At 30.8% G+C, this 20,837-nt stretch carries 18 protein-coding genes and 15 tRNA genes; 31 read left to right on the top strand and 2 right to left on the bottom strand.

Going from position 1 to position 20,837, the window contains the following annotated elements; translation table 11 throughout:
* Nucleotides 1-44 precede the first annotated feature (44 nt).
* The 9 genes from J2Z42_RS09185 (at nt 45) to J2Z42_RS09225 (ending at nt 11,276) form a co-directional block, all read left to right on the top strand.
* A complete protein-coding gene (locus J2Z42_RS09185; RefSeq protein ID WP_209702352.1) occupies nt 45-773 on the top strand; it encodes a pseudouridine synthase in 729 nt (242 codons plus the stop codon).
* A 354-nt stretch (nt 774-1,127) separates the two neighbouring features.
* Complete coding sequence (locus J2Z42_RS09190; RefSeq protein WP_209702353.1) at nt 1,128-1,427, top strand: YerC/YecD family TrpR-related protein; 300 nt, start codon at nt 1,128-1,130, stop codon at nt 1,425-1,427.
* Nucleotides 1,428-1,578: 151 nt separating this feature from the next.
* The gene (gene pcrA / locus J2Z42_RS09195; protein ID WP_209702354.1) at nt 1,579-3,816 is read left to right on the top strand and encodes a DNA helicase PcrA; all 2,238 of its coding nucleotides are present in this window, start codon (nt 1,579-1,581) and stop codon (nt 3,814-3,816) included.
* Nucleotides 3,817-3,858: 42 nt separating this feature from the next.
* Nucleotides 3,859-5,859, top strand: coding sequence for an NAD-dependent DNA ligase LigA (ligA, locus tag J2Z42_RS09200; protein ID WP_209702355.1), 2,001 nt, complete (start codon nt 3,859-3,861; stop codon nt 5,857-5,859).
* A 119-nt stretch (nt 5,860-5,978) separates the two neighbouring features.
* Nucleotides 5,979-6,248: a hypothetical protein gene (locus J2Z42_RS09205; RefSeq protein WP_209702356.1), complete on the top strand. Its 270-nt coding sequence runs from the start codon at nt 5,979-5,981 to the stop codon at nt 6,246-6,248.
* A gap of 109 nt (nt 6,249-6,357) precedes the next feature.
* Nucleotides 6,358-6,645 carry an Asp-tRNA(Asn)/Glu-tRNA(Gln) amidotransferase subunit GatC gene (gatC, locus tag J2Z42_RS09210; protein WP_209702357.1) on the top strand — a complete coding sequence of 96 codons (288 nt, stop codon included), beginning with the start codon at nt 6,358-6,360 and terminating at the stop codon, nt 6,643-6,645.
* 35 nt (nt 6,646-6,680) lie between these two features.
* The gene (gene gatA / locus J2Z42_RS09215) at nt 6,681-8,132 is read left to right on the top strand and encodes an Asp-tRNA(Asn)/Glu-tRNA(Gln) amidotransferase subunit GatA (protein WP_209702358.1); all 1,452 of its coding nucleotides are present in this window, start codon (nt 6,681-6,683) and stop codon (nt 8,130-8,132) included.
* A 29-nt stretch (nt 8,133-8,161) separates the two neighbouring features.
* On the top strand, nt 8,162-9,586 hold the full coding sequence (gene gatB, locus J2Z42_RS09220) for an Asp-tRNA(Asn)/Glu-tRNA(Gln) amidotransferase subunit GatB (protein WP_209702359.1): 1,425 nt from the start codon (nt 8,162-8,164) through the stop codon (nt 9,584-9,586).
* Nucleotides 9,587-9,677: 91 nt separating this feature from the next.
* Nucleotides 9,678-11,276, top strand: a complete 1,599-nt coding sequence (locus tag J2Z42_RS09225; protein ID WP_209702360.1) for a peptide ABC transporter substrate-binding protein — start codon at nt 9,678-9,680, stop codon at nt 11,274-11,276.
* Nucleotides 11,277-11,305: 29 nt separating this feature from the next.
* Here J2Z42_RS09225 and J2Z42_RS09230 read toward each other — a convergent pair whose 3' ends face one another.
* Entirely contained in the window at nt 11,306-12,694 is a 1,389-nt protein-coding gene (locus J2Z42_RS09230; RefSeq protein ID WP_209702361.1) for a hypothetical protein, read from the bottom strand.
* A gap of 95 nt (nt 12,695-12,789) precedes the next feature.
* On the opposite strand from J2Z42_RS09230, the gene J2Z42_RS09235 reads away from it, so the two are divergent.
* The 19 genes from J2Z42_RS09235 (at nt 12,790) to J2Z42_RS09325 (ending at nt 17,165) form a co-directional block, all read left to right on the top strand.
* Nucleotides 12,790-13,779, top strand: a complete 990-nt coding sequence (locus tag J2Z42_RS09235) for an AIR synthase family protein (RefSeq protein ID WP_209702362.1) — start codon at nt 12,790-12,792, stop codon at nt 13,777-13,779.
* 26 nt (nt 13,780-13,805) lie between these two features.
* A complete protein-coding gene (rph, locus tag J2Z42_RS09240; protein WP_209702363.1) occupies nt 13,806-14,576 on the top strand; it encodes a ribonuclease PH in 771 nt (256 codons plus the stop codon).
* Nucleotides 14,551-15,153: an XTP/dITP diphosphatase gene (locus J2Z42_RS09245; protein ID WP_209702364.1), complete on the top strand. Its 603-nt coding sequence runs from the start codon at nt 14,551-14,553 to the stop codon at nt 15,151-15,153. Before rph ends, J2Z42_RS09245 begins: the two co-directional genes overlap by 26 nt.
* Before the next feature lie 7 nt (nt 15,154-15,160).
* On the top strand, nt 15,161-15,631 hold the full coding sequence (locus J2Z42_RS09250; RefSeq protein WP_209702365.1) for a metallophosphoesterase: 471 nt from the start codon (nt 15,161-15,163) through the stop codon (nt 15,629-15,631).
* A gap of 143 nt (nt 15,632-15,774) precedes the next feature.
* Nucleotides 15,775-15,850 (top strand) — tRNA-Pro (locus tag J2Z42_RS09255).
* 14 nt (nt 15,851-15,864) lie between these two features.
* Nucleotides 15,865-15,938: transfer RNA gene (locus J2Z42_RS09260), tRNA-Gly, on the top strand.
* A 7-nt stretch (nt 15,939-15,945) separates the two neighbouring features.
* A tRNA-Arg gene (locus tag J2Z42_RS09265) sits at nt 15,946-16,022 on the top strand.
* A gap of 5 nt (nt 16,023-16,027) precedes the next feature.
* A tRNA-Lys gene (locus tag J2Z42_RS09270) sits at nt 16,028-16,103 on the top strand.
* A 6-nt stretch (nt 16,104-16,109) separates the two neighbouring features.
* Nucleotides 16,110-16,185, top strand: a tRNA-His gene (locus J2Z42_RS09275).
* Nucleotides 16,186-16,190: 5 nt separating this feature from the next.
* Nucleotides 16,191-16,265: transfer RNA gene (locus tag J2Z42_RS09280), tRNA-Gln, on the top strand.
* Between the two features lie 9 nt (nt 16,266-16,274).
* Nucleotides 16,275-16,350: transfer RNA gene (locus tag J2Z42_RS09285), tRNA-Lys, on the top strand.
* A gap of 66 nt (nt 16,351-16,416) precedes the next feature.
* Nucleotides 16,417-16,501: transfer RNA gene (locus J2Z42_RS09290), tRNA-Leu, on the top strand.
* A gap of 29 nt (nt 16,502-16,530) precedes the next feature.
* A tRNA-Gly gene (locus J2Z42_RS09295) sits at nt 16,531-16,605 on the top strand.
* 7 nt (nt 16,606-16,612) lie between these two features.
* Nucleotides 16,613-16,686, top strand: a tRNA-Gly gene (locus J2Z42_RS09300).
* A 6-nt stretch (nt 16,687-16,692) separates the two neighbouring features.
* Nucleotides 16,693-16,769 (top strand) — tRNA-Arg (locus J2Z42_RS09305).
* 6 nt (nt 16,770-16,775) lie between these two features.
* Nucleotides 16,776-16,851 (top strand) — tRNA-Lys (locus J2Z42_RS09310).
* Nucleotides 16,852-16,895: 44 nt separating this feature from the next.
* A tRNA-Pro gene (locus tag J2Z42_RS09315) sits at nt 16,896-16,971 on the top strand.
* Nucleotides 16,972-16,989: 18 nt separating this feature from the next.
* Nucleotides 16,990-17,063: transfer RNA gene (locus J2Z42_RS09320), tRNA-Gly, on the top strand.
* A 25-nt stretch (nt 17,064-17,088) separates the two neighbouring features.
* Nucleotides 17,089-17,165, top strand: a tRNA-Arg gene (locus J2Z42_RS09325).
* A gap of 114 nt (nt 17,166-17,279) precedes the next feature.
* Here the strand turns inward: J2Z42_RS09325 and J2Z42_RS09330 are convergent.
* A complete protein-coding gene (locus J2Z42_RS09330) occupies nt 17,280-17,588 on the bottom strand; it encodes a tyrosine-type recombinase/integrase (RefSeq protein WP_209702366.1) in 309 nt (102 codons plus the stop codon).
* 260 nt (nt 17,589-17,848) lie between these two features.
* Here J2Z42_RS09330 and J2Z42_RS09335 point away from each other — a divergent pair, with 260 nt between their 5' ends.
* The 3 genes from J2Z42_RS09335 (at nt 17,849) to J2Z42_RS09345 (ending at nt 20,832) form a co-directional block, all read left to right on the top strand.
* Nucleotides 17,849-18,466: a GGDEF domain-containing protein gene (locus J2Z42_RS09335; RefSeq protein WP_209702367.1), complete on the top strand. Its 618-nt coding sequence runs from the start codon at nt 17,849-17,851 to the stop codon at nt 18,464-18,466.
* Between the two features lie 28 nt (nt 18,467-18,494).
* A complete protein-coding gene (locus J2Z42_RS09340; protein ID WP_209702368.1) occupies nt 18,495-19,484 on the top strand; it encodes a helix-turn-helix transcriptional regulator in 990 nt (329 codons plus the stop codon).
* A 79-nt stretch (nt 19,485-19,563) separates the two neighbouring features.
* A complete protein-coding gene (locus J2Z42_RS09345) occupies nt 19,564-20,832 on the top strand; it encodes a hypothetical protein (RefSeq protein WP_209702369.1) in 1,269 nt (422 codons plus the stop codon).
* The last annotated feature ends 5 nt before the right edge of the window (nt 20,833-20,837 follow it).

The following is a 20,837-nucleotide window of genomic DNA, read 5'->3' on the forward strand; positions in this document are numbered from 1 at the left end:
ATTAAAGTTCAATTATTGCAGCTTGAAGGAGGGTACATAAAGAGGTGGAAAGATTAGATAAAATTTTATCAAATTTAGGTTACGGAACTAGAAAACAAGTTAAGGAAATTGTAAAAAAGGGTTATGTAAAAGTAGATGGAGTTGTTGCAAGTGATAGTTCAATAAAAATTGATGTTGATAAAAGTAAGTTGGAGGTAGGAGATAATACAGTAGATTATAAAAAGAATATATATATTATCATGAATAAGCCCGATGGAGTTGTATCTGCTACCTATGACAACTATGACGAAACTGTTATAGATATATTGGATGAAGAGTACAGGGCTTTTAAACCTTTCCCGGTTGGAAGGCTTGACAAGGATACAGTTGGACTTCTTTTTATAACTAATGATGGAGAAATAAATCATAGATTGATATCACCTAAGTGGCATATTGACAAAGTTTATTATGCTGAAATAGATAAAGCTGTAGATGAAACCGATATAAAAGCTTTTAAAGATGGAATAGTACTAGACGACGGTTATAAATGTATGCCTGCAAAATTGGATATTGTAAAAGTTGATAATGACGGTTCTATGGTAAATGTTACTATACAAGAAGGCAAATTTCATCAGGTAAAGCGAATGTTTAATGCAGTTGGAAAGAATGTAGTATATTTAAAGAGAGTAAAATTTGGACCACTTAAATTAGACGAAAATTTAAGGGAGGGAAGTTACAGAGAATTGTCAGAAAGTGAACTAAAAAGCGTCAAACATATTTTAAAAATGAATTAATTTATATCGTACTTTTATTAAAAATGCATGATATATATCTATAAAAAAGACTTGATATTTTTATAAACTTTTACTATAATAATATTGTACGGTTAAATAAAAAGAGTAAATAGCCCCCTTTTTATTTATAAAAAACAGCCTATGCCCCAATGGGCTGTTTTTGTTTTCAAAAATTAATATGAAAAAATATATAATTTTGCATATATGCAATTTTTAATTCATATATAGAAATATAATAATTTAAATGCAATATTCTCTTCACTTAAATTATTATATTTTTATGGATTAATGTTTTAATACGTGATAAAATTAAAGTGATCTAAGTTAAAACTCATGAGATAAGAGGGTAAGCTTATGGAAAAATATAAATCCAAATTACAAAGTAAACAGATGGATTATCTGTGTGAGGCTGTATTGAGTCTTAAAACAAAAGAAGAATGTTATAGATTCTTTGATGATATATGCACTATAAATGAAATAAAGGCATTGGAACAGAGGCTTCAAGTTGCAAAGATGTTAAAAGACAAAAAAACTTATTTGGATATAGCAGGTGAAACAGGAGCAAGCACTGCTACAATAAGCAGGGTAAACAGATGTCTGAATTATGGTAGTGATGGATATAAAATCGTCTTAGAAAGATTAAAAGAAAAATAAATAATATTTTCTATATTTAGTTTAAATGTGCTTATAATAATGAAAAGCACATTTTTGTGTTTTTATGATTAAATTCAGTTTAAAATGATATAATATTAAACATAAAGTTTTTAATTAAAAGCAATAGAGAAAAATAGGGAGAGAGGATTTTATGGATTTAAAAAATCTTTTAAATAAAGAACAGTATAATGCGGTAGTTACTATAGATGGTCCACTTCTCATATTAGCTGGAGCAGGTTCTGGTAAAACAAGAGTGCTTACATATAGAATAGCCCATATGATTAAGGATTTAAGTATATATCCTTCTAAAATTCTTGCTATAACTTTTACAAATAAAGCTGCAGGAGAGATGAAAGACAGGGTGAGAAAACTTGTAGGAAAAGAAGCAGATAATATGTGGATTTCCACTTTCCATTCCAGTTGTGTGAGAATACTTAGAAGAGAAATAGATAAGCTTGGTTACAATAAAAACTTTGCGATATATGATAGCTATGACCAAAAAGTACTTGTAAAACAGTGCATGGAGGAGCTTAATATAGATGATAAATTTATATCTGACAGAGAGATAATCAATAAAATAAGCAATCAAAAGGACAATCTTATATCTCCTACAAAGTATAAAAATAAAGTTGGAAATAATAAAAATGATAGGCTTGATAAAATTGCTGATGTTTATATTCTTTATCAAAAAAAATTAAAAAATAACAATGCGCTGGATTTCGATGATTTGATATATAAGACGGTTCAGCTTTTTAAGGAAAATAGTGATGTGCTTGAATTCTATCAGAGAAAATTCAAGTACATAATGGTAGACGAATATCAAGATACAAATAAGTCTCAATATGAATTAATAAGGCTCCTTGCAAAGGAGCATAAAAATATATGTGTAGTTGGTGATGATGACCAATGTATTTATGAATGGAGAGGTGCAGATATAAGAAATATACTGGACTTTGAAAAAGATTATCCAGCTGCAAAAATTATAAAACTTGAGCAGAACTACAGATCCAAGGGTAATATACTAAAAGCGGCAAATGATATTATAAAAAATAACTCCGAACGAAAAACTAAAATACTTAGAACTGAAAATGAAGATGGCGACAAAATAAAATTATACAAAGCCTATTCTGATATAGACGAGGGTATGTACGTATCAAACGAGATAAAAAAGCTTTGTAGAACTGAAAATAGAAAATACAGGGATTTTGCCATACTTTATAGAACTAATGCACAGTCCAGAGTATTTGAAGATACTTTTATGAAAAATAATATACCATATAGAATAATTGGAGGGTTAAAATTTTATGACAGAAAAGAAATAAAAGATATAATGTCATATTTGAAATTTATAAATAATCCTCTGGATGATGTTAGCTTAAAGAGAATAATAAATGAACCAAAAAGAAGCATTGGAAATACTACAGTAGACAAGATACAAAAATTTGCTATCTCTATGAATGAATGTATGTATAGTGTATTACTTGACATAGAGGAAGTTATAAACCTTCCTAAAAGAAGTATTACTTCAATAAAAAAATTTGTAAGCCTTATAAATAGCTTTATAAGAAGCAAAGATGAAATTTCAGTTTCAAGTTTGATAAAAGAGATTCTTGAATCTACAGGATATTTGGATAAACTTAAAACTTCAAAAGATGCAGATTCTGTAAGCAGAATAGAAAATTTGAAAGAGCTTGTGTCTGCTGCAGTGGAATTTGAAAATTCATCTGAAGACAGATCCTTATCGGCATTTTTGGAAAAAGTAACACTTGTGTCTGATATAGATAATTTTGATGAAAACTCCGATACAGTGGTTATAATGACAGTTCACAGTGCCAAGGGTCTTGAATTTCCTGTAGTATTTATGGTGGGAATGGAAAATGGAATATTTCCTGGCAGTCAGTCTCTTGATAATCCTGGCGAAATGGAAGAATCAAGAAGACTTTGTTATGTCGGAATAACAAGGGCAAAAGAAAAACTTTATATGACCTCAGCTGAAACAAGAAGAATATTCGGGAGAATGGTGTCTTACGGTCAATCTGATTTTATAGACGAGATATCAAGCAGTTTGAAGGAGTATGATAATGGCGGCAGAGAAAATTTTAGAAATAAACCAAGTCTGCATAATACTTTTTCACTTATGTCAAAGGTTGATAATAAAATGTCATATGGATTGCAGAATAAAACCATTAATAAAGTTGAAAGTAAAAATGAAAATGAATTGAAATTGGAAAATATAAAAGCTGGTATAAAAGTAAAACATAATAAATTTGGAATAGGCACTATTGTGAGTGTAAATAAAAATGGAAGTGGCATAAAACTTACTATAGCTTTTGATAAGAGAGGAATAAAGAATCTTATGTATGGAGTTGCACAACTTGAAGCTGTATAGTAATAAAAGTATTTACATGAATATGAGGTGGTAATTGTGAACATGGACAATGACAAGGCTGATTTAATGAACAAAATTATAAAGGCATTGAATAAATACGCATATGAGTATTATGTAATGGACAATCCAAGTGTTTCTGATAAAGAATATGATGAAAAATATGATGAACTTGTAAAATTGGAAAAAGAGACAGGTATGGTGTTTCCGTATTCCCCAACTCAAAGAGTTGGGGATACTGTACTCCCGGAGTTTCAGAAATATGTGCACAAAAACAAATTATGGAGTATGGATAAAGCGCAAAGTGTAGATGCAATATATGAATGGCATAAGAGAAATTTGAAAATTGTAAATGAATATAATTTAACTCATACGCATAAACTACCGGAGCTAAGTTATATTTTGACCAAGAAGTTTGATGGACTTACTATAAATTGTACTTATGATGAAAATGGAATGCTTGTAAAAGCTGCAACTAGAGGTACAGGCAGTATTGGAGAAGACGTTACAGAGCAAGTTAAGACAATAATGTCCATTCCACTTAAAATAGATAATAAAAATGTCATAGAAGTACATGGAGAGGCTATTATGACCAAGAGAGCATTTGAGGAATACAATAAAAAGTCGGAAATACCTCTCAAAAATTTAAGAAACGGAGCTGCAGGGGCTCTAAGAAATCTCAATGTAAAGGAAACAGCCAAAAGAAAATTGTCTGCTTTTTTTTATGATGTAGGATATAATGAGGGAAAATCATTTAAAAGTTATATTGAAATGATGAATTTCATAAAAAAAATGGGATTTCCACAGGATGGATATATTAAAAAATGTAAAACACTTGATGAAATTAAAGAGGAACTTTCTTATATAGACAGTATAAGGAGTGAACTCCAGTATGATATAGATGGAGTTGTAATTGTAGTTGATGATATGGAAACCAGGAATATACTTGGATATACTATTAAATTTCCTAGATGGGCAATAGCCTATAAATTTGAGGCAGAGGAAGCAACTACTACTCTTTTGGATATAGAATGGAATGTAGGACGCAGCGGAAGGGTTACGCCTACAGCTATACTTGAGCCTGTAGAGCTTGCAGGAGCTACAATTAAAAGGGCAACATTAAATAATATGGATGATATAAAAAGAAAGGGAGTTAGAAAAGGCTGCAGGGTTTTTATAAGAAGATCAAATGATGTTATTCCTGAGATTATGGGAGTAGTTGAAGAAAGTTTAAATGAAGGTACTGAAATTAATCCTCCTAAATATTGTCCGTATTGTGGAAGCGAGCTTGTACAGGATGGGGTTCACTATTTTTGTGAAAATACACTTTCATGCAAACCACAGCTGGTAAAGAGTATTGTACATTTTGGCAGCAGGGAAGCTATGAATATAGAAGGGTTTAGTGAGAAGACAGCTATTCAGCTTTTTGAAAGACTAGATATAAAATCTATACCGGATCTATTTAGATTAAATAAGGAAGAGCTTATGAAGCTTGACAAATTTGGAGAAAAAAAATCTCAAAATCTTATAGATTCAATAGAGAAAAGTAAAAAATGTGATCTAGCTTCATTTATATATGCTCTTGGTATAGCAAATGTAGGTAAAAAAACTGCAGGAGATCTTGCAAACACATTTAAAAATTTAGATAATCTTAGAAAAGCTAAATATGATGAACTTATAAACATTCAGGATATAGGAGATACAGTAGCAAACACCATAGTGGAATTTTTCGATCAGAACAATATAATAAATAGTATAGAGGAATTATTAAAATTGGGAGTAAGTCCATATTTTGAGGAAAAACAAATTAAAGATAGTGAATTTAATGGTAAAACTATAGTAGTAACAGGAGCTTTAACCAATTATACTAGAACGACAATAAAGCAGAAACTGGAAAGCCTTGGGGCAAAAGTATCTGAAAGTGTAAGTAAAAAGACAGATTATGTTATAGCAGGGGAATCTGCAGGTTCAAAATATGACAAAGCAGTTAAACTTGGAGTAAAAATAATAGATGAATCGGAATTTGAAAATATAATTCGAGTATAAAATTGTTAACAAAAAAGTATAATTAATATGTATTTACAAACTATAAAAAAAGGTTTATTATAAAAATAATTTGACCTAATATAGTTTAGTTTTTGCATTTGAATTGCTGGAGGATAAAAATGAAAAATACAATAAGTTTATTAGGATGGATTGGTGTTATTTTTACTACTCTTGCATTAATATTAACACTACTTACTACATATCAATTTGTATATGTAAAATATTTTAATGGTTATTATACTCTTCAATTGTGCATAGTTGTAACTATGATCATATGGTCTATAAATATGCTGATATTCAGAAAAAATTTCAAGAATATAGTATATCCTATAACTTGTGTGTTAATAGCATGTGCCACTGTGTTTTTTATGTATATGAGAGTTTATTAAGCATTACAGAGACAATCTTTTTGATTGTCTTATTTTTTTATATTTACAAGTATATATGATGGCTTTAAGATAAAATATATAATATATACAGAAAAAAGAAGGGGATTAAATGTTTATTACAAGGAAAGAGTTCAAATATGTGGCTGATCTTTCAAGACTTGAGTTTAAAGAAGATGAAGAAATAAAATTAATTGATGAATTGAATGAAATACTAGGATATATAGATAAATTGAATGAACTAGATGTAGAAAATGAGGATGAACTTGTAAATCCATATTATATAGAAAATAGGTTTAGAGAAGATAAGATTGAAAAATCTATGGAAATAGATAAAGTAATAGAGAATTCACCTGAACATATTAAAAGTTATATAGCTGTACCTAAAATTATTAAATAAGTTAGCTGAAAAATTATATTTATGGAGGCAATGTAATGAGTTTTACTGCACATGAATTAGAAGATAAGATACTAAATAAAGAAATGAAGGTAGAAGAGGTAGTTGGACTTTATTTAGATAGAATAAATAAGCTCGATTCTAAACTTGAAGCTTATCTATATATAGCACAAGATGAAGCTATAAAAAAGGCAAAGGAGCTCGATTCTAAGCTAGCATCTTCCAGTCAAGATGTTGGAGGGCTATTTGGAATACCTGTATCTGTTAAAGATAATATAAGTGTTTCTGATATGCAAAATACATGTGGTTCAAAAATACTTGAGGGATATACATCTCCATATGATGCAACTGTTATAGAAAAAATAAAAAATGAGGATGGAATAATGCTTGGAAAATTAAATATGGATGAATTTGCTATGGGTTCTTCTACAGAAAAAAGTTACTTTAAAACAACAAAAAATCCATGGGATTTAGAAAGAGTCCCAGGTGGTTCTTCTGGAGGCTCGGCAGCAGCAATTTCATCAGGAGAAGCAGCACTATCCTTAGGTACAGATACTGGCGGTTCTATAAGGCAGCCTGCAGCATTTTGCGGAGTTGTTGGAATTAAACCAACTTATGGAAGAGTATCAAGATATGGAACTGTAGCTTTTGGGTCTACGTTAGATCAGGTTGGACCAATAACAAAAGATGTAGAAGATTGTGCACTTTTAACTCAATACATATCTGGTATTGATGATAAAGATTCTACAACTGCAAATGTAAAAGTACCGGATTACAGTAAAAGTTTAAATAAAGATATAAAAGGCAAGAAAATAGGTGTACCAAAAGAGTACCTTGAATACGGAATAGATGAAAATGTATTAAAATGTATAATGGAAGCTATAGAAGTATTTAAAGAAAATGGAGCAAAAATTGAATATTGTTCTCTTCCATTTTCTAAATATGCACTTGCTGACTATTATGTTATAGGCTGTGCTGAAGCATCGTCAAATTTAGCAAGATTTGATGGTATAAAGTATGGGTACAGGTCAAAAAATTATAAGGATGCAGTAGATATATATATAAAGTCTAGAAGTGAAGGTCTTGGAGAGGAAGTAAAAAAGAGAATAATGCTTGGAACTTATGTGCTCTCTAAAGAAAGATATGATACTTATTATAAAAAGGCACTTAAAGTTAGAAACCTTATAAAAAAAGAATATGCGGATATAATGAAAAAATTTGATGCTATAATATGCCCTGCAACTGCAAATACTGCTTTTAAAATAGGAGAAAGAGAAAAAGATTCTATAGCAATGTACATGTCTGATTTATATATCGTACCTTCAAATATGGCAGGAGTTCCTTCTATATCAGTTCCATGTGGAATGGCAAATGGACTTCCAGTAGGTATGCAAATTATAAGTGGATATTTTAGGGAAGATGTGTTATTTAATTTGGCATACAGCTTTGAACAGTGCACTAATTGGCATAAGTTAACACCTAACATATGATTTTTTAATACTTAAAGGAGAGAATTTTCATGGAATTTGAATCAACTATTGGATTAGAAGTTCATGTAGAACTTTCAACCAATACTAAAATATTTTGTGGATGCAGTACAGAATTCGGAGGAATACCAAATAGTCATGTATGTCCAGTATGTCTCGGATTGCCGGGCTCTATTCCAATGATAAATAAAAAAGTAATAGAATATGCTATAAAAGCCGGTTTAGCACTTAACTGCAGTATAGCAAATAACAGTAGAATGGATAGAAAAAATTTTTTTTATCCTGACTGTCCTAAAAACTACCAAATAACCCAGGATAAATTTCCACTTTGTAGAAATGGATATATTGAAATAGAAGGAGAGAATAACAAAGAGAAAAAAATAAGGATAGAGAGAATACATATTGAAGAAGATGCAGCTAAGCTTATTCATACAGAAAATGGTACACTTGTTGATTACAATAGATCAGGTGTTCCACTTATTGAGATAGTTTCAAAACCGGATATAGAAAGCCCGAAAGAAGCAACAATGTATCTTCAAAAACTTAAGAGTATACTCCAGGCTATAGGTGTATCAGATTGTAAAATGGAACAGGGCTCGCTGAGGTGTGATGGAAATATATCTGTAAAAGAGAAGACTTGTATTAAACTTGGTGTGAGAACTGAATTAAAAAATATAAATTCTTTTAAAGCACTAGAAAAAGCATTTGAATATGAAATAAAAAGACATATTAAAGCAATAGAAAATGGAGAAAAAATAGAGCGGGAAACAAGAAGATGGGATGATGAAAAAGGTAGAACTTCAGTTATGAGGAGTAAGGAGCAAGCTAATGATTATAGGTATTTTCCTGATGGTGATTTAGTAGCTATAAAAATTAGCGATGAAGATGTAAAAAGAATAAAGAAAACTATACCTGAGCTTCCATATGAGATGGCAGAGCGTTTTGAAAAAGAATTTAAAATTTCTAAATATGATGCAGCTGTTCTTACTTCAAATTTAAAGATAGCTGATTTTTTTGAGAATGCTGCAAAATTAAGTGGAAATCCTAAGTCTGCTGCTAATTGGATTATGGGAGATATGTCAAAGTTTATGAATGAAAAATCTATCAGCATAGAAGATCTAAAATTTACATCAAGTGAATTAGCAGATCTTATAAAACTTGTAGATTCGCATAAAATATCCAATAATATAGGAAAAAAAGTAATAGAAGAGATGTTTGAAACAGGAGAAAGTCCCTATGATATAGTAAATAAAAAAGGCCTGGCACAGAACAATAATGAGGGAGAAATATATGAAATTGTAAAGAAGGTTATACTAAAAAATCCAAAATCCGTACAAGATTATAAAAATGGTAAAAAGAAAGCCGCTAAATTTATAATAGGTATGATTATGAAAGAGACAAAAGGAAATGCAAATCCTGAAATTGTAAATAAACTTGTGAACAAAGAATTAAGGTGACTGTCATTTTTTTGCGTTAGTTTGTTTAATTTTCTCCTGTATGTCAATACTTAAAACAGTAAGTAAACTAAGATTTAGTAGGGAGAGGATTATGAAAAAATTTATTTATATAGTTTTTACTACAATCTTAACCTTTATAATTGTTATAATGATAAGTTCTATATCTGTAGAAAAAAAAGTTAAGCAAACAAATAGCAGCAATTATGAAGATGCAGTAGTTTATAATATGACTGAAATTCCTAAAGATTTAGTTATGCTAGATTCATATAATACAGGTGATAAGGATTTGCTTTGCAACTTATTTGAGGGACTTGTTAGTGTAGATGAAAAAGGCAATGTAGTACCTGATCTTGCAGAAAAATGGGAAGTTAATAATGATAAGACTCAGTACACTTTTAACATAAGAAAAGATGCAAAATGGAGCAACGGTCAGGATATAACTGCTGAGGATTTTGTAGATTTTTTTTCAGATGTACTTAACAAAAAGTTGAACAATGTATATTCAAATCAGTTAAACTGTATATTTGGAGCGGAAGAGTACAGAAAAAATAACGAAAATTTTGATAATGTTGCAGTTAAAGCTATAGATCATAAAACACTGCAGATTAGATTGAACTATTCATGTGGATATTTTTTGAATGTACTGACAGAACCAATTTATTCTCTTAGAAAGATAGATGGTAATTTATCAAATTGGAGGAAAAATTACAAAAATATATTATATTCAGGAAGCTTTAAAATAGATAATGTATCAGATGATGGAGACATTGTATTAAAGAAAAACGATAAATTTTGGAACAAAAATAACGTTAAAAGCAGTAAAATAGTTATAACTTCATTTCAAAGTGGTGAAAGTGCACTTGCAGCTTTTCAGAATAATATGCTAAATGTATTTACAAATCCTCCGATAAGCGAAATGAAAAATATTGAAAATCTACATATTGTTTCATCATATGGAGGGGAAGCTCTTATTTTTAATAGAAAAAAGGCTGATATATTGGATGATAATAATTTTAGAGAGGCAATAGCTCTTTCTGTCAATAAGAAGAATATAATTCAAAATATATTGAATAATAAAGTTGATGCATCCTCAGTCTATGTACCGTATAGTGAAAATAATGGATTTAATAAAAATTACATAACTACCGACAATCTTTTACCTCAAAGTGAAAAAGCAAAAGAATTCATGAATAAAGCTAATTATAAATATAATGGAGTTCCATTAAAGCTCATATATTTAAACACTGTAGAAAATAAAAAGATATGTGAGTCTATAGCTAAAGATATTAAAGATACATTTGGTATAAAAGTAGATTGTACAGGGTACAACAAAGACAATTTTGAAAATGAGATAAAAGGTAAAGATTATGATATAGCCAAAGTAAGCTATAGTGGCAGCTATTATTATCCAATGGATCTGCTTGAGAACTTTCAATCATCTTCTAAATTGAATTTTGGGAAATATAAAAATAGCGAATTTGATGCTAAAATATTACAAGCAACTTTTGAAAAAGATGATGCTAAAAGATTAACTGAACTTAAAGAAGCAGAAAATATACTGCTTGGAGATAATGCCTTAATTCCACTTTACTTCAATAATATTGTAATCTGTAATAAGAGTTATATAAAAGGTATATATTTCAATAAACTTGGAAATGTAAAGTTAGATAGAGCTTATTTATCTAAATAAGTTCTATCTAAGTTAATATTTATTGTATTTTATTTTAATATGTGTAAAATTAAAAAAAATATATACATGTTTTTATATGAATCAAATGAAATTTTAGGTGATTTAAAGCTCTCTTTTTTTTTGCTGTAGGTCACATATTTGGCAAATACAGGAGCAAGCTCACAGGTCTCAGGTGATTGAATTGATGACATCCTAAAATTTTGTTCTTCAATCAGATCCTCTGATTTTAAAGAAAAATTTTTATATCTTTCAACATTATTTAAAGCAGGGGCTTCGGGCCAGCTTAAAATCAGTCCTGAATTTAATAATTGATTTTTAAATATATCAATGGCAATCAGATTGCTTTTGTTTTTTTCTTCATTTAAATTTGAATCTATTATACAGCTAATTAAGTATGATAGTATTTCTAAGCAGGAAAACTCGATATTCTTTTCAGAAGTATTTTTAATAAATATTCCTTTTTCAGCATCATATAAGTTTAAAAGCTTTTTGTATATGAAAGCTGCGTTTTCTTTAGCTTTTATTATGTTTGTATGTTTATATATAAGTATATAATTTATATAGTTTATAGTATCATTTTCAACACTGTCTTTTTTGTTGGTATTTAATAAATATTCATCATTATAAAAATTTTCAAATATTAATTCTGAAATATCAATAAGAAGTTTTTTGCAACTTTTATCTTTTGAATATGAATGAAATATATTTAATGCAAAACATAGCTTTGTGAGTTCTGAAAATGACTGTTCATATAATTCACTTTTTAATTCAACTAGCATATTTAATATATCAAAGGAAAAATTTTTAAATTGTTCACTGTCCTTATCTTCAACTAAAGAACTGCATTTGTAATAAGCGCACATAAGTAGTGCCTGGGTTGAAAAATCAAATTTCTTATTTTTATCTGTAAATTTTAAGCCATTAATGTAAGAACTGTCTTCACACTTTTTATCTACAAATACACCCTGGGTGTTTCTAAAATATTCAGCATAAAATTCGAGCTGTTTTTTACAAATATTGTTATACAATTGCCCTAAGCTGTACTTATTCTTATCTATATCTTTGAAATTGTTATAATAGCTGCTTAGTTCTAAGAGTGAAAGAGTCATAAAAGCGTTACTATCGATATTTATTTCTTTTTTAAACTTATCTTCATTCCAGCATAATTTATTGTCCATATTTATTAAATTGGGATTTGCTTTTCTATATAGACATAATAGTGGAGAAACATTTTTAAATGTGGTAATATCAACATTAGATATATTTTTGGACTTAATATCTTTATTCGGTACAGTTATACCACATTTGGAATATAGAACTATTTGTTTTAATGACTCCTTCGTTAAGTAAAATAATTGTGATTTTATATTATCCGGTTTTATTTTATTGATTTTTAAAAATGGGCCTATATATTTCAAAATATAACACCTACCATAAATTAATCCTTATATAAATAATATGAAATATAATTAAAAATAGTGACTATTTATTTAAAAGAGAGGAAGATTTTTTTATGAAAGTTGGAAAGCTTGATTGGGATGACTTAAAAAATTTAATAGATAAAAACAAAACGGTGCTAAGGGACGATGTTAGGATAAGAAATGGTATAGGAGAAGACTGTAGTGTTATAAATTTTGGAGAAAAAGAATGTGTTGTTTCAACAGATCCTATAACAGGTGCATCTAAAAATGGTGGAAGGTTAGCCGTACATATAAATTGTAATGATATAGCTTCATGTGGTGTAGAGCCTATTGGAATTTTAGTAACTATTTTAGCTCCAGAGGAGTGTACTCTAGATGATATCAACAATATTATGAAAGAAATTGATGATGAAACTAAAAAACTGAATATAGAGATATTAGGAGGACATACAGAAGTAACCAGGGCTGTAAACAAATTGGTTATATCCTGTACTGTAATTGGGAAAGGGGATAAAGGAAAAGCCGTTTCTACAGCAGGTGCAAAAGAAAATGATGATATAATAGTTACAAAGAATTTATGTATTGAAGGTACAAGTATTATAGCCAATGATTATGAAAGAAAAATTGATAATGTACTTTCTAAAGAAGAAATAGAAGAGGCAAAGTCTTATATTAAAAATATAAGTGTAGTAAAAGAAGGAATCATATGTGGAAAATTTGGTGTAAACTCCATGCATGATATAACTGAAGGTGGTCTCCTTGGAGGACTGTGGGAAGTTGCCAAAGCAAGTGGAATTGGTTTTAAAATATACAAGGATAAAATGCCGATAACGGAAATAACAAAAAAATTATGCAATGCATATGGAATAGATCCACTTAGGTTAATTTCGTCTGGAAGTATGCTTATAACTACAAATAGAGGCGAAAAACTAATTGATTTATTAAAAAGTGAAGGAATAGAAGCCAGTATTATAGGGAAAATGACAGGAAATATTGGTGTTATGATAGATAAAGAATATGAAGTTCAGGTAGAACCACCTGAAAGAGATGAATTGTTTGTACTGGAAGAAAAATTAAAATGATAATTTGTTGATTTTGGAGGTATGATATGCGAATTGACGGCAGAAGAAACGATCAGGGAAGACATATAAAAATAACAAGGCATTATACTAAATATGCAGAAGGATCGGTGCTTATAGAGACAGGAGATACTAAGGTTATATGTACTGCTTCTGTTGAGGACAGAGTTCCACCGTTTTTAAAAGGAAAAAATGAGGGATGGATCACATGTGAATACAATATGCTGCCAAGAGCCACTCAATCAAGAAAGGTAAGGGAGATATCCAGGGGAAAAATAGATGGAAGAAATATGGAGATTCAGAGATTAATAGGGAGGGCGCTAAGGTCGGTTGTAGACTTAAAAGCACTTGGAGAAAAGACTATATGGATTGACTGTGATGTAATACAGGCAGATGGAGGTACAAGAACTGCATCTATATCTGGAGCTTTTGTAGCATTAGTTGATGCTGTAAATAGACTTCACAAGCGCAGCCCTTTTAAGATATATCCAGTAAGAAATTTTGTAAGTGCTGTTAGTGTTGGAATAGTAAATAAAGTAAAGATGCTTGATCTATGCTATGTGGAAGATTCAAGGGCGCAGGTTGATATGAATATTGTAATGACAGATACGGGAAAATTTATTGAAATACAGGGTACAGGAGAACAGTATCCATTTTCAAGAGATGATTTAAATGAACTGCTTGCAATGTCAGAAAAAGGTATAAAAAATATGATACAATCACAAAAAGATAGTTTAAAAATGGATTGTTTATGGATAGGAACAGGTGAAAGTGATGAAAAAGTTAATAATAGCAAGTAACAATAAAAATAAAATTAGAGAGATAAAGCAGATATTTTCAGATTATCCTGTAGAAATTTTTTCTATGAAAGAAGCAGGGGTAAATATAGATGTTGTAGAAGATGGAAATACATTTATGGAAAATGCCTATAAAAAAGCAAAACAAATACATGATATAACAGGTGGAATGGTACTTGCAGATGATTCTGGAATTATGGTAAAAGGACTAAATGGAGCACCTGGAATATATTCTGCAAGATTTTGTGGAGAACATGGCAATGATAAAAAAAATAATGAGAAACTTTTAAAGCTGCTTAGCGAAAAAAGTGAAGATGATAGGAAGGCAAAGTTTGTATGTGCGATAGTTTTAATTTTGGAAAATAACGAACCGTTAAAAGTGATAGGAGAAGTAAATGGTGTGGTAGCTCATAAGGAACTGGGAGAAAATAATTTTGGATATGATCCTTTATTTTATGTACCTGAATATAATATGACTTTTGCCCAGATGCCAGCAGAATTGAAAAATTCAATAAGTCATAGAGCTAATGCACTTAAAGCTTTAAAGGAAAGAATTGATGTCATTAAAAAGGAGTCTTAGTAAGAAAATGAAGATAGGAGTAATAAGCGATACACATAGATATACAAGCATTATTAGTAAAGCTATTGAAGTATTTGATAAACCTGATTTAATTATTCATTTAGGTGACAATGTACAAGATATATGCAGCATAGAAAAATTTTATAAAGGCAGGATTATAAATGTCAGGGGAAACTGTGACTTTTCTACGGATGTACCTGAAGAAAGAATAGAGGATATAGCAGGAAAGAGGTTTTTCATAACTCACGGCCATAGATATGATGTTAAATATGATATATTGAGGATTAAGTATAGAGCCATGGAATTAAATGCTGATGTAGTTCTATTTGGACATAGCCATGTGTCAATGATAGACTATGATGAAGGAATATGGTTTATCAATCCAGGAAGTCCATCATATCCAAGGAATGGATCCAGGAGCGTTGCTGTGATAAAGATAGAAAATGAAAGAATAAATGCAAGTATTAAGGAAATTTAAATAAAAAAAATGAAAAAAATTTAAATTAACTATTGACGAATATGATTATATCGTGTAGAATAGTTAATGTTGTTGAGGGCAAGGAAAGTTCAAAGAGAAATCTTAGGGGTTTTCGATCAGCAACGTTATGTATTTATTGATTTCGGGGTGTGGCGCAGATGGGAGCGCGCGTGGTTTGGGACCATGAGGTCGCAGGTTCAATCCCTGTCACCCCGACCATTAATCATAGATATGCGGGTGTAACTCAGTGGTAGAGTGCTAGCCTTCCAAGCTAGTTATGAGGGTTCGATTCCCTTCACCCGCTCCAAAAATGTGCGTCTTTAGCTCAGTTGGATAGAGCAACGGCCTTCTAAGCCGTGGGCCGGGGGTTCAAATCCCTTAAGACGCACCAGTTTTGCGCCATTAGCTCAGTTGGTAGAGCATCTGACTCTTAATCAGGTTGTCCGGGGTTCGAGTCCCCGATGGCGCACCAAATATGGTGGACGTAGTTCAGCTGGTAGAGCGCCAGATTGTGGTCCTGGTTGTCGTGGGTTCAAGTCCCATCGTCCACCCCATATTTTGGGATGTAGCCAAGTGGTAAGGCAATGGACTTTGACTCCATCATTCGTAGGTTCAAATCCTGCCATCCCAGCCAAATAAATATGGTTCACTAGCTCAGTTGGTAGAGCACATGACTTTTAATCATGTTGTCCGGGGTTCAATTCCCCGGTGAGCCACCATTGGTTTTGTTTTAATTAATATATTGTATTATATATAATATATGATAGTATATGTTTGTTTTATATGCAGGTGTGGCGGAATTGGCAGACGCACTAGACTTAGGATCTAGCGTTTTACGACGTGGGGGTTCGACTCCCTTCACCTGCACCATTATATGTTTTAATAATTGATTAGTATAAGCGGGAGTGGCTCAGTGGTAGAGCGTCACCTTGCCAAGGTGAACGTCGCGAGTTCGAATCTCGTCTTCCGCTCCATTTTTATGCGGGTGTAACTCAGTGGTAGAGTGCTAGCCTTCCAAGCTAGTTATGAGGGTTCGATTCCCTTCACCCGCTCCAAGATATGCGTCTTTAGCTCAGTTGGATAGAGCAACGGCCTTCTAAGCCGTGGGCCGGGGGTTCAAATCCCTTAAGACGCACCAGTTTTAGCGCCATTAGCTCAGTTGGTAGAGCATCTGACTCTTAATCAGGTTGCCCGGGGTTCGAGTCCCCGATGGCGCACCAAAGTAAAACTTTAGTCTATAAAGTTTGTAAACAATTTTTTATATCGGGGTGTGGCGCAGATGGGAGCGCGCGTGGTTTGGGACCATGAGGTCGCAGGTTCAATCCCTGTCACCCCGACCATTTAATTTAATAAGATATGCGGGTGTAACTCAGTGGTAGAGTGCTAGCCTTCCAAGCTAGTTATGAGGGTTCGATTCCCTTCACCCGCTCCATTTTTATATATTAAAATATGTTTGTGCACCCATAGCTCAGCTGGATAGAGTGATGGACTTCGAATCCAGAGGTCGTGGGTTCGAACCCCACTGGGTGTACCAGTATCAATGCTTTCACGATATCGTGAGGCTTTTTTTATTGCCAAATAACACAACCGTAACACAACCCAGAATGTTTTATATAAAAAATAAAAATAAAAAAAGTACTCCATAAATTTATGGAGTAAATAAATAGTCAATTTTATCAACCGCTTTTACCTTTTGCTTAGGCATTACATGTGTATAAATATTCGCTGTGGTAGATATATCTGCATGACCTAAAAGTTCCTGAACTGTTTTAAGAGGGACATCTTCTTCAAATAATCTTGTAGCAAAAGTGTGTCTCATGGAGTGAAAATTTTTGTAAGGTATATTAGCTTTTTTAAGTACTCTTTCATAACTTTTTGTTAAATTTCGTATATCTAAAGGTTCACCAACTTGATTTGGAAAAATTAAGTCATTATCTGTATAAGCTTCACCAGCCATTAATTTTTCTTGTGATTGTCTTGTCTTATGTTTTTTAAGTTCAGCAAGTACAGATGAAGTGATATGCTTCCTTCTAGGTAGACAAGTGAAATAATAAAAACTTGCTTACTTGGAAGGGAGTATTTTTGTTTCTTAGTTTGCAGTATTTTATATTTTAAAAGTTATTATTTTTGTATTCATACTGACAGTCAATGTCAGTACAACAATATATAATTAAAGTAAAATTTATGAAATATAAATATTGAGGGCAGGGGTATTAAGTGGATTATGAAAATATGGATAAGAAAATACTTATTAAAATTTTAAGACATAAGGATGATATTTTAAAAAGATTATGTTTAGAAAAAGAAAAATTAAACTATTATGCAAGTACAGATGCAATGACTGGTGTACTAAACAGGAGATCAGGTTTAAAGTTGCTGGATAAAGAACTTAATTTATCAAAAATTAATGATAGAGATATTGTTGTTTGTTTTGTTGATATAGATAGATTAAAAATAATAAATGATACTTTGGGACATGGAGAAGGTGACAAACTTTTAATAAACACATCAAAAATTCTAAAAGAAAGTATTAGAAAAACTGACTTTGTAATTAGAATGGGAGGAGATGAATTTTTAGTAGTATTTCCTGGAACAACAATGAAAGAGGTTAATAAAATATGGTATAGAATTTGTGTAAAGATAGAAGAAATTAATAAGAATAGCGACAAGTATAGTTTAAGTTTAAGCTATGGATTTTATGAATATAAAAAAGAAGGGAAAAGTGAAATGACTGTCAGTGATTTAATAAAAAAGGCTGATTTTGAAATGTATAAGAAAAAATTAAATAAAAAGGAGGGATTTGACGACAAATGTATAAATAATATAAATAAGTAAAAATATTAAAAGAGGTAAAATACTTAGAATGGAAAGATTTAAATCAGATGTATTACTATATATTTACAATGATTTGCAAGAAGGAAAAGTAGTTAGGAAGAGTGATATAATAAATAAATTTAATATTAATGAAAGAACTTTTTATAGATATATAAAAGATATAAAAAATTTTGTGGAAGAAAAGTTCAATGATGATCTCATAGGCGAGAAAATTATAGCAGATAGAGAAAAAGGAGGGTATATTTTTAAAGAAAAGCATGAAAAAAATCTTAACGAAAGGGAGATTTTAGCGATTTCTAAAGTTCTCTTAGAAAGTAGAGGATTTATTGAGAATGAAATGAAAAATATAATTAGCAAGCTTCTTGATAATTGTGTATGTGAAGATAAAAAAAGTATTCAATATATTATAGGTAATGAACTAGCTAATTATGTTCCTCCTCAGCATGGTAAAGGACTTTTGGACAAGTTATGGCAAATAAGCAGTGCAATAGAAGATAAAAAAGTACTGGATATTGAATATTACAAGATGGGTACAGATGGAAATCTGCGAGAGGAAGTTTCTAGAAGAATTGTATATCCAGAAGGACTATTATTTTCTGAATATTATTTTTATCTGATAGCATTTATTGAAGGAAAAAGTTATGAGTATCCTGCTATTTATAGAGTGGACAGAATTAAAGACATAGATGTTACAGATAGAAAATATAAAGTGGATTATAGCAAAAGATTTCAAGATGGAGAGTTTAGAAAACTGATTCAATTCATGCAAGCAGGAGAATTGGAAAGGGTCAAGTTTAGATATACAGGTAGCTCTATAGAAGCAGTTTTAGATAGATTACCTAATGCTGAAGTAAGAAAAGAAAACCATGGAAAATACATAGTAGAAGCAAAGGTATTTGGTAGAGGTATAAAAATGTGGCTTTTAAGTCAAGGGGATTCTGTGGAGGTTTTAAGTCCTGATAAATTTAGAGAGGAGATGAAAATGACTATTTTAGAGATAAGTAAGATGTATGAATAGTTAAATAAAAGTTTCAGAATTTAATTTTTAGAAGTAAATATCAAAATAAGCTAAAGAAGGCTTAATGAAGGAGTTATAAATGCCAGAGAAATATGAATTGCTAGAAGGAAAATGTGATAAATATGATTATGCCATTGCAGCATTTTGTGGAATTTCAGCGGGCTTAATTGATATATTTTTTGTAGGAGAGCCTAAATTAAGTTCTCTTGGAAAATGGACAGATGATCAAACTGATAATGTGGTAAAAAGATTTGCTAAAGTAGTTGGTTGGAAACCTAAACCGGAGAATGAAGGTAATGTAGCAAGTGCAATTGGTTTTTTAGAGAAACACTTTAAAGTTAATTACGATCATAGATCTACGACTGACGTAAATGGAGTATTTAATATGGGAACTAAAAATCATCACTTAAAGTCTTTAGCACATTCGCCAGATATTATTGGTTTATTTTTTTCTATTTTAGATCAGTTCCAGGGAAAAGCCAGTTTTTTGGATAAAGGACAACTTATACGTATTGATGCCAATGATCAGCAGTTATATGGAAATAACTTGGTTGGAAAGATATTCTGTGGATTTTCCAATTGGGTTGGTCATTTAATGTCAGATGTGGCAGGAAGTTCAGGTGGAAGAGGAAGTTTAAATGGTGGTCGAGGGAGTGGTATTTCTATACCATTTTTCCCATTGTTTCAATTATGTGATTTTGGACAATTTCAAATAGGAAAAGATAGACAGACTCTTGCAACGTTGATGACAAGGGTTTTTCAAGAAGGATATGATGCTAGATTTGGTGAAACTATGGCCATTCCAATTATAGTAAGTGATTTATCCATTAGATTATTATGGACTATTAAGAGACGTTTTTATCATAAAAAAAGTTGGGATGAATGTATTCCAACAAGTAAACATGCAGATTTGCGTGCTATGATTCTTGTGGGGAATGCTGCCTTATGTCTAATGGATGGTGCAGATGCAGCTATTCGTTCAGGTGGTAATGCACTTAAATTTGTTCTACGTTTAAATGTGGTTGCTTGGTTTAGGCTGATATTATTGATACTTAAGGAATTAAGCATTAAATATGGTATAAGCTATGATGACATTAAGAGGGAATACGAAAAAATTAATGCTGCATTAGATACATACTTGGAACAGCTAAAGAAAATTGATTTTGCAGCCTATGAGAGGGAAATTAAGAAATTAGCTAATATTAATGAGCTTCTGCTTATTAATGATGATAAAGCAACTGCAAGTATGTACAAATATCTTGAAAATCATAATGTAGAATTGCAATTTCATAATTTTAATGAATTTGATAAAAAAATGAAGGATTCTAATTTTGTATTAAAAATATAAAAATA

It is taken from the genome of Clostridium algifaecis (assembly GCF_017874415.1).
Taxonomy (GTDB): domain Bacteria; phylum Bacillota; class Clostridia; order Clostridiales; family Clostridiaceae; genus Clostridium_B; species Clostridium_B algifaecis.

Excerpts from the sequence above, each read along its gene's own strand:
- J2Z42_RS09190 (WP_209702353.1), top strand. The coding sequence starts at position 1,128 with ATGGAAAAATATAAATCCAAATTACAAAGTAAACAGATGGATTATCTG.
- J2Z42_RS09245 (WP_209702364.1), top strand. The coding sequence starts at position 14,551 with ATGAAAAAGTTAATAATAGCAAGTAACAATAAAAATAAAATTAGAGAG.
- J2Z42_RS09235 (WP_209702362.1), top strand. The coding sequence starts at position 12,790 with ATGAAAGTTGGAAAGCTTGATTGGGATGACTTAAAAAATTTAATAGAT.
- gatB (WP_209702359.1), top strand. The coding sequence starts at position 8,162 with ATGGAATTTGAATCAACTATTGGATTAGAAGTTCATGTAGAACTTTCA.
- gatA (WP_209702358.1), top strand. The coding sequence starts at position 6,681 with ATGAGTTTTACTGCACATGAATTAGAAGATAAGATACTAAATAAAGAA.
- pcrA (WP_209702354.1), top strand. The coding sequence starts at position 1,579 with ATGGATTTAAAAAATCTTTTAAATAAAGAACAGTATAATGCGGTAGTT.
- rph (WP_209702363.1), top strand. The coding sequence starts at position 13,806 with ATGCGAATTGACGGCAGAAGAAACGATCAGGGAAGACATATAAAAATA.
- J2Z42_RS09330 (WP_209702366.1), bottom strand. The coding sequence starts at position 17,588 with ATGGCTGGTGAAGCTTATACAGATAATGACTTAATTTTTCCAAATCAA.
- J2Z42_RS09250 (WP_209702365.1), top strand. The coding sequence starts at position 15,161 with ATGAAGATAGGAGTAATAAGCGATACACATAGATATACAAGCATTATT.
- ligA (WP_209702355.1), top strand. The coding sequence starts at position 3,859 with ATGGACAATGACAAGGCTGATTTAATGAACAAAATTATAAAGGCATTG.
- J2Z42_RS09225 (WP_209702360.1), top strand. The coding sequence starts at position 9,678 with ATGAAAAAATTTATTTATATAGTTTTTACTACAATCTTAACCTTTATA.
- J2Z42_RS09340 (WP_209702368.1), top strand. The coding sequence starts at position 18,495 with ATGGAAAGATTTAAATCAGATGTATTACTATATATTTACAATGATTTG.
- gatC (WP_209702357.1), top strand. The coding sequence starts at position 6,358 with ATGTTTATTACAAGGAAAGAGTTCAAATATGTGGCTGATCTTTCAAGA.
- J2Z42_RS09205 (WP_209702356.1), top strand. The coding sequence starts at position 5,979 with ATGAAAAATACAATAAGTTTATTAGGATGGATTGGTGTTATTTTTACT.
- J2Z42_RS09345 (WP_209702369.1), top strand. The coding sequence starts at position 19,564 with ATGCCAGAGAAATATGAATTGCTAGAAGGAAAATGTGATAAATATGAT.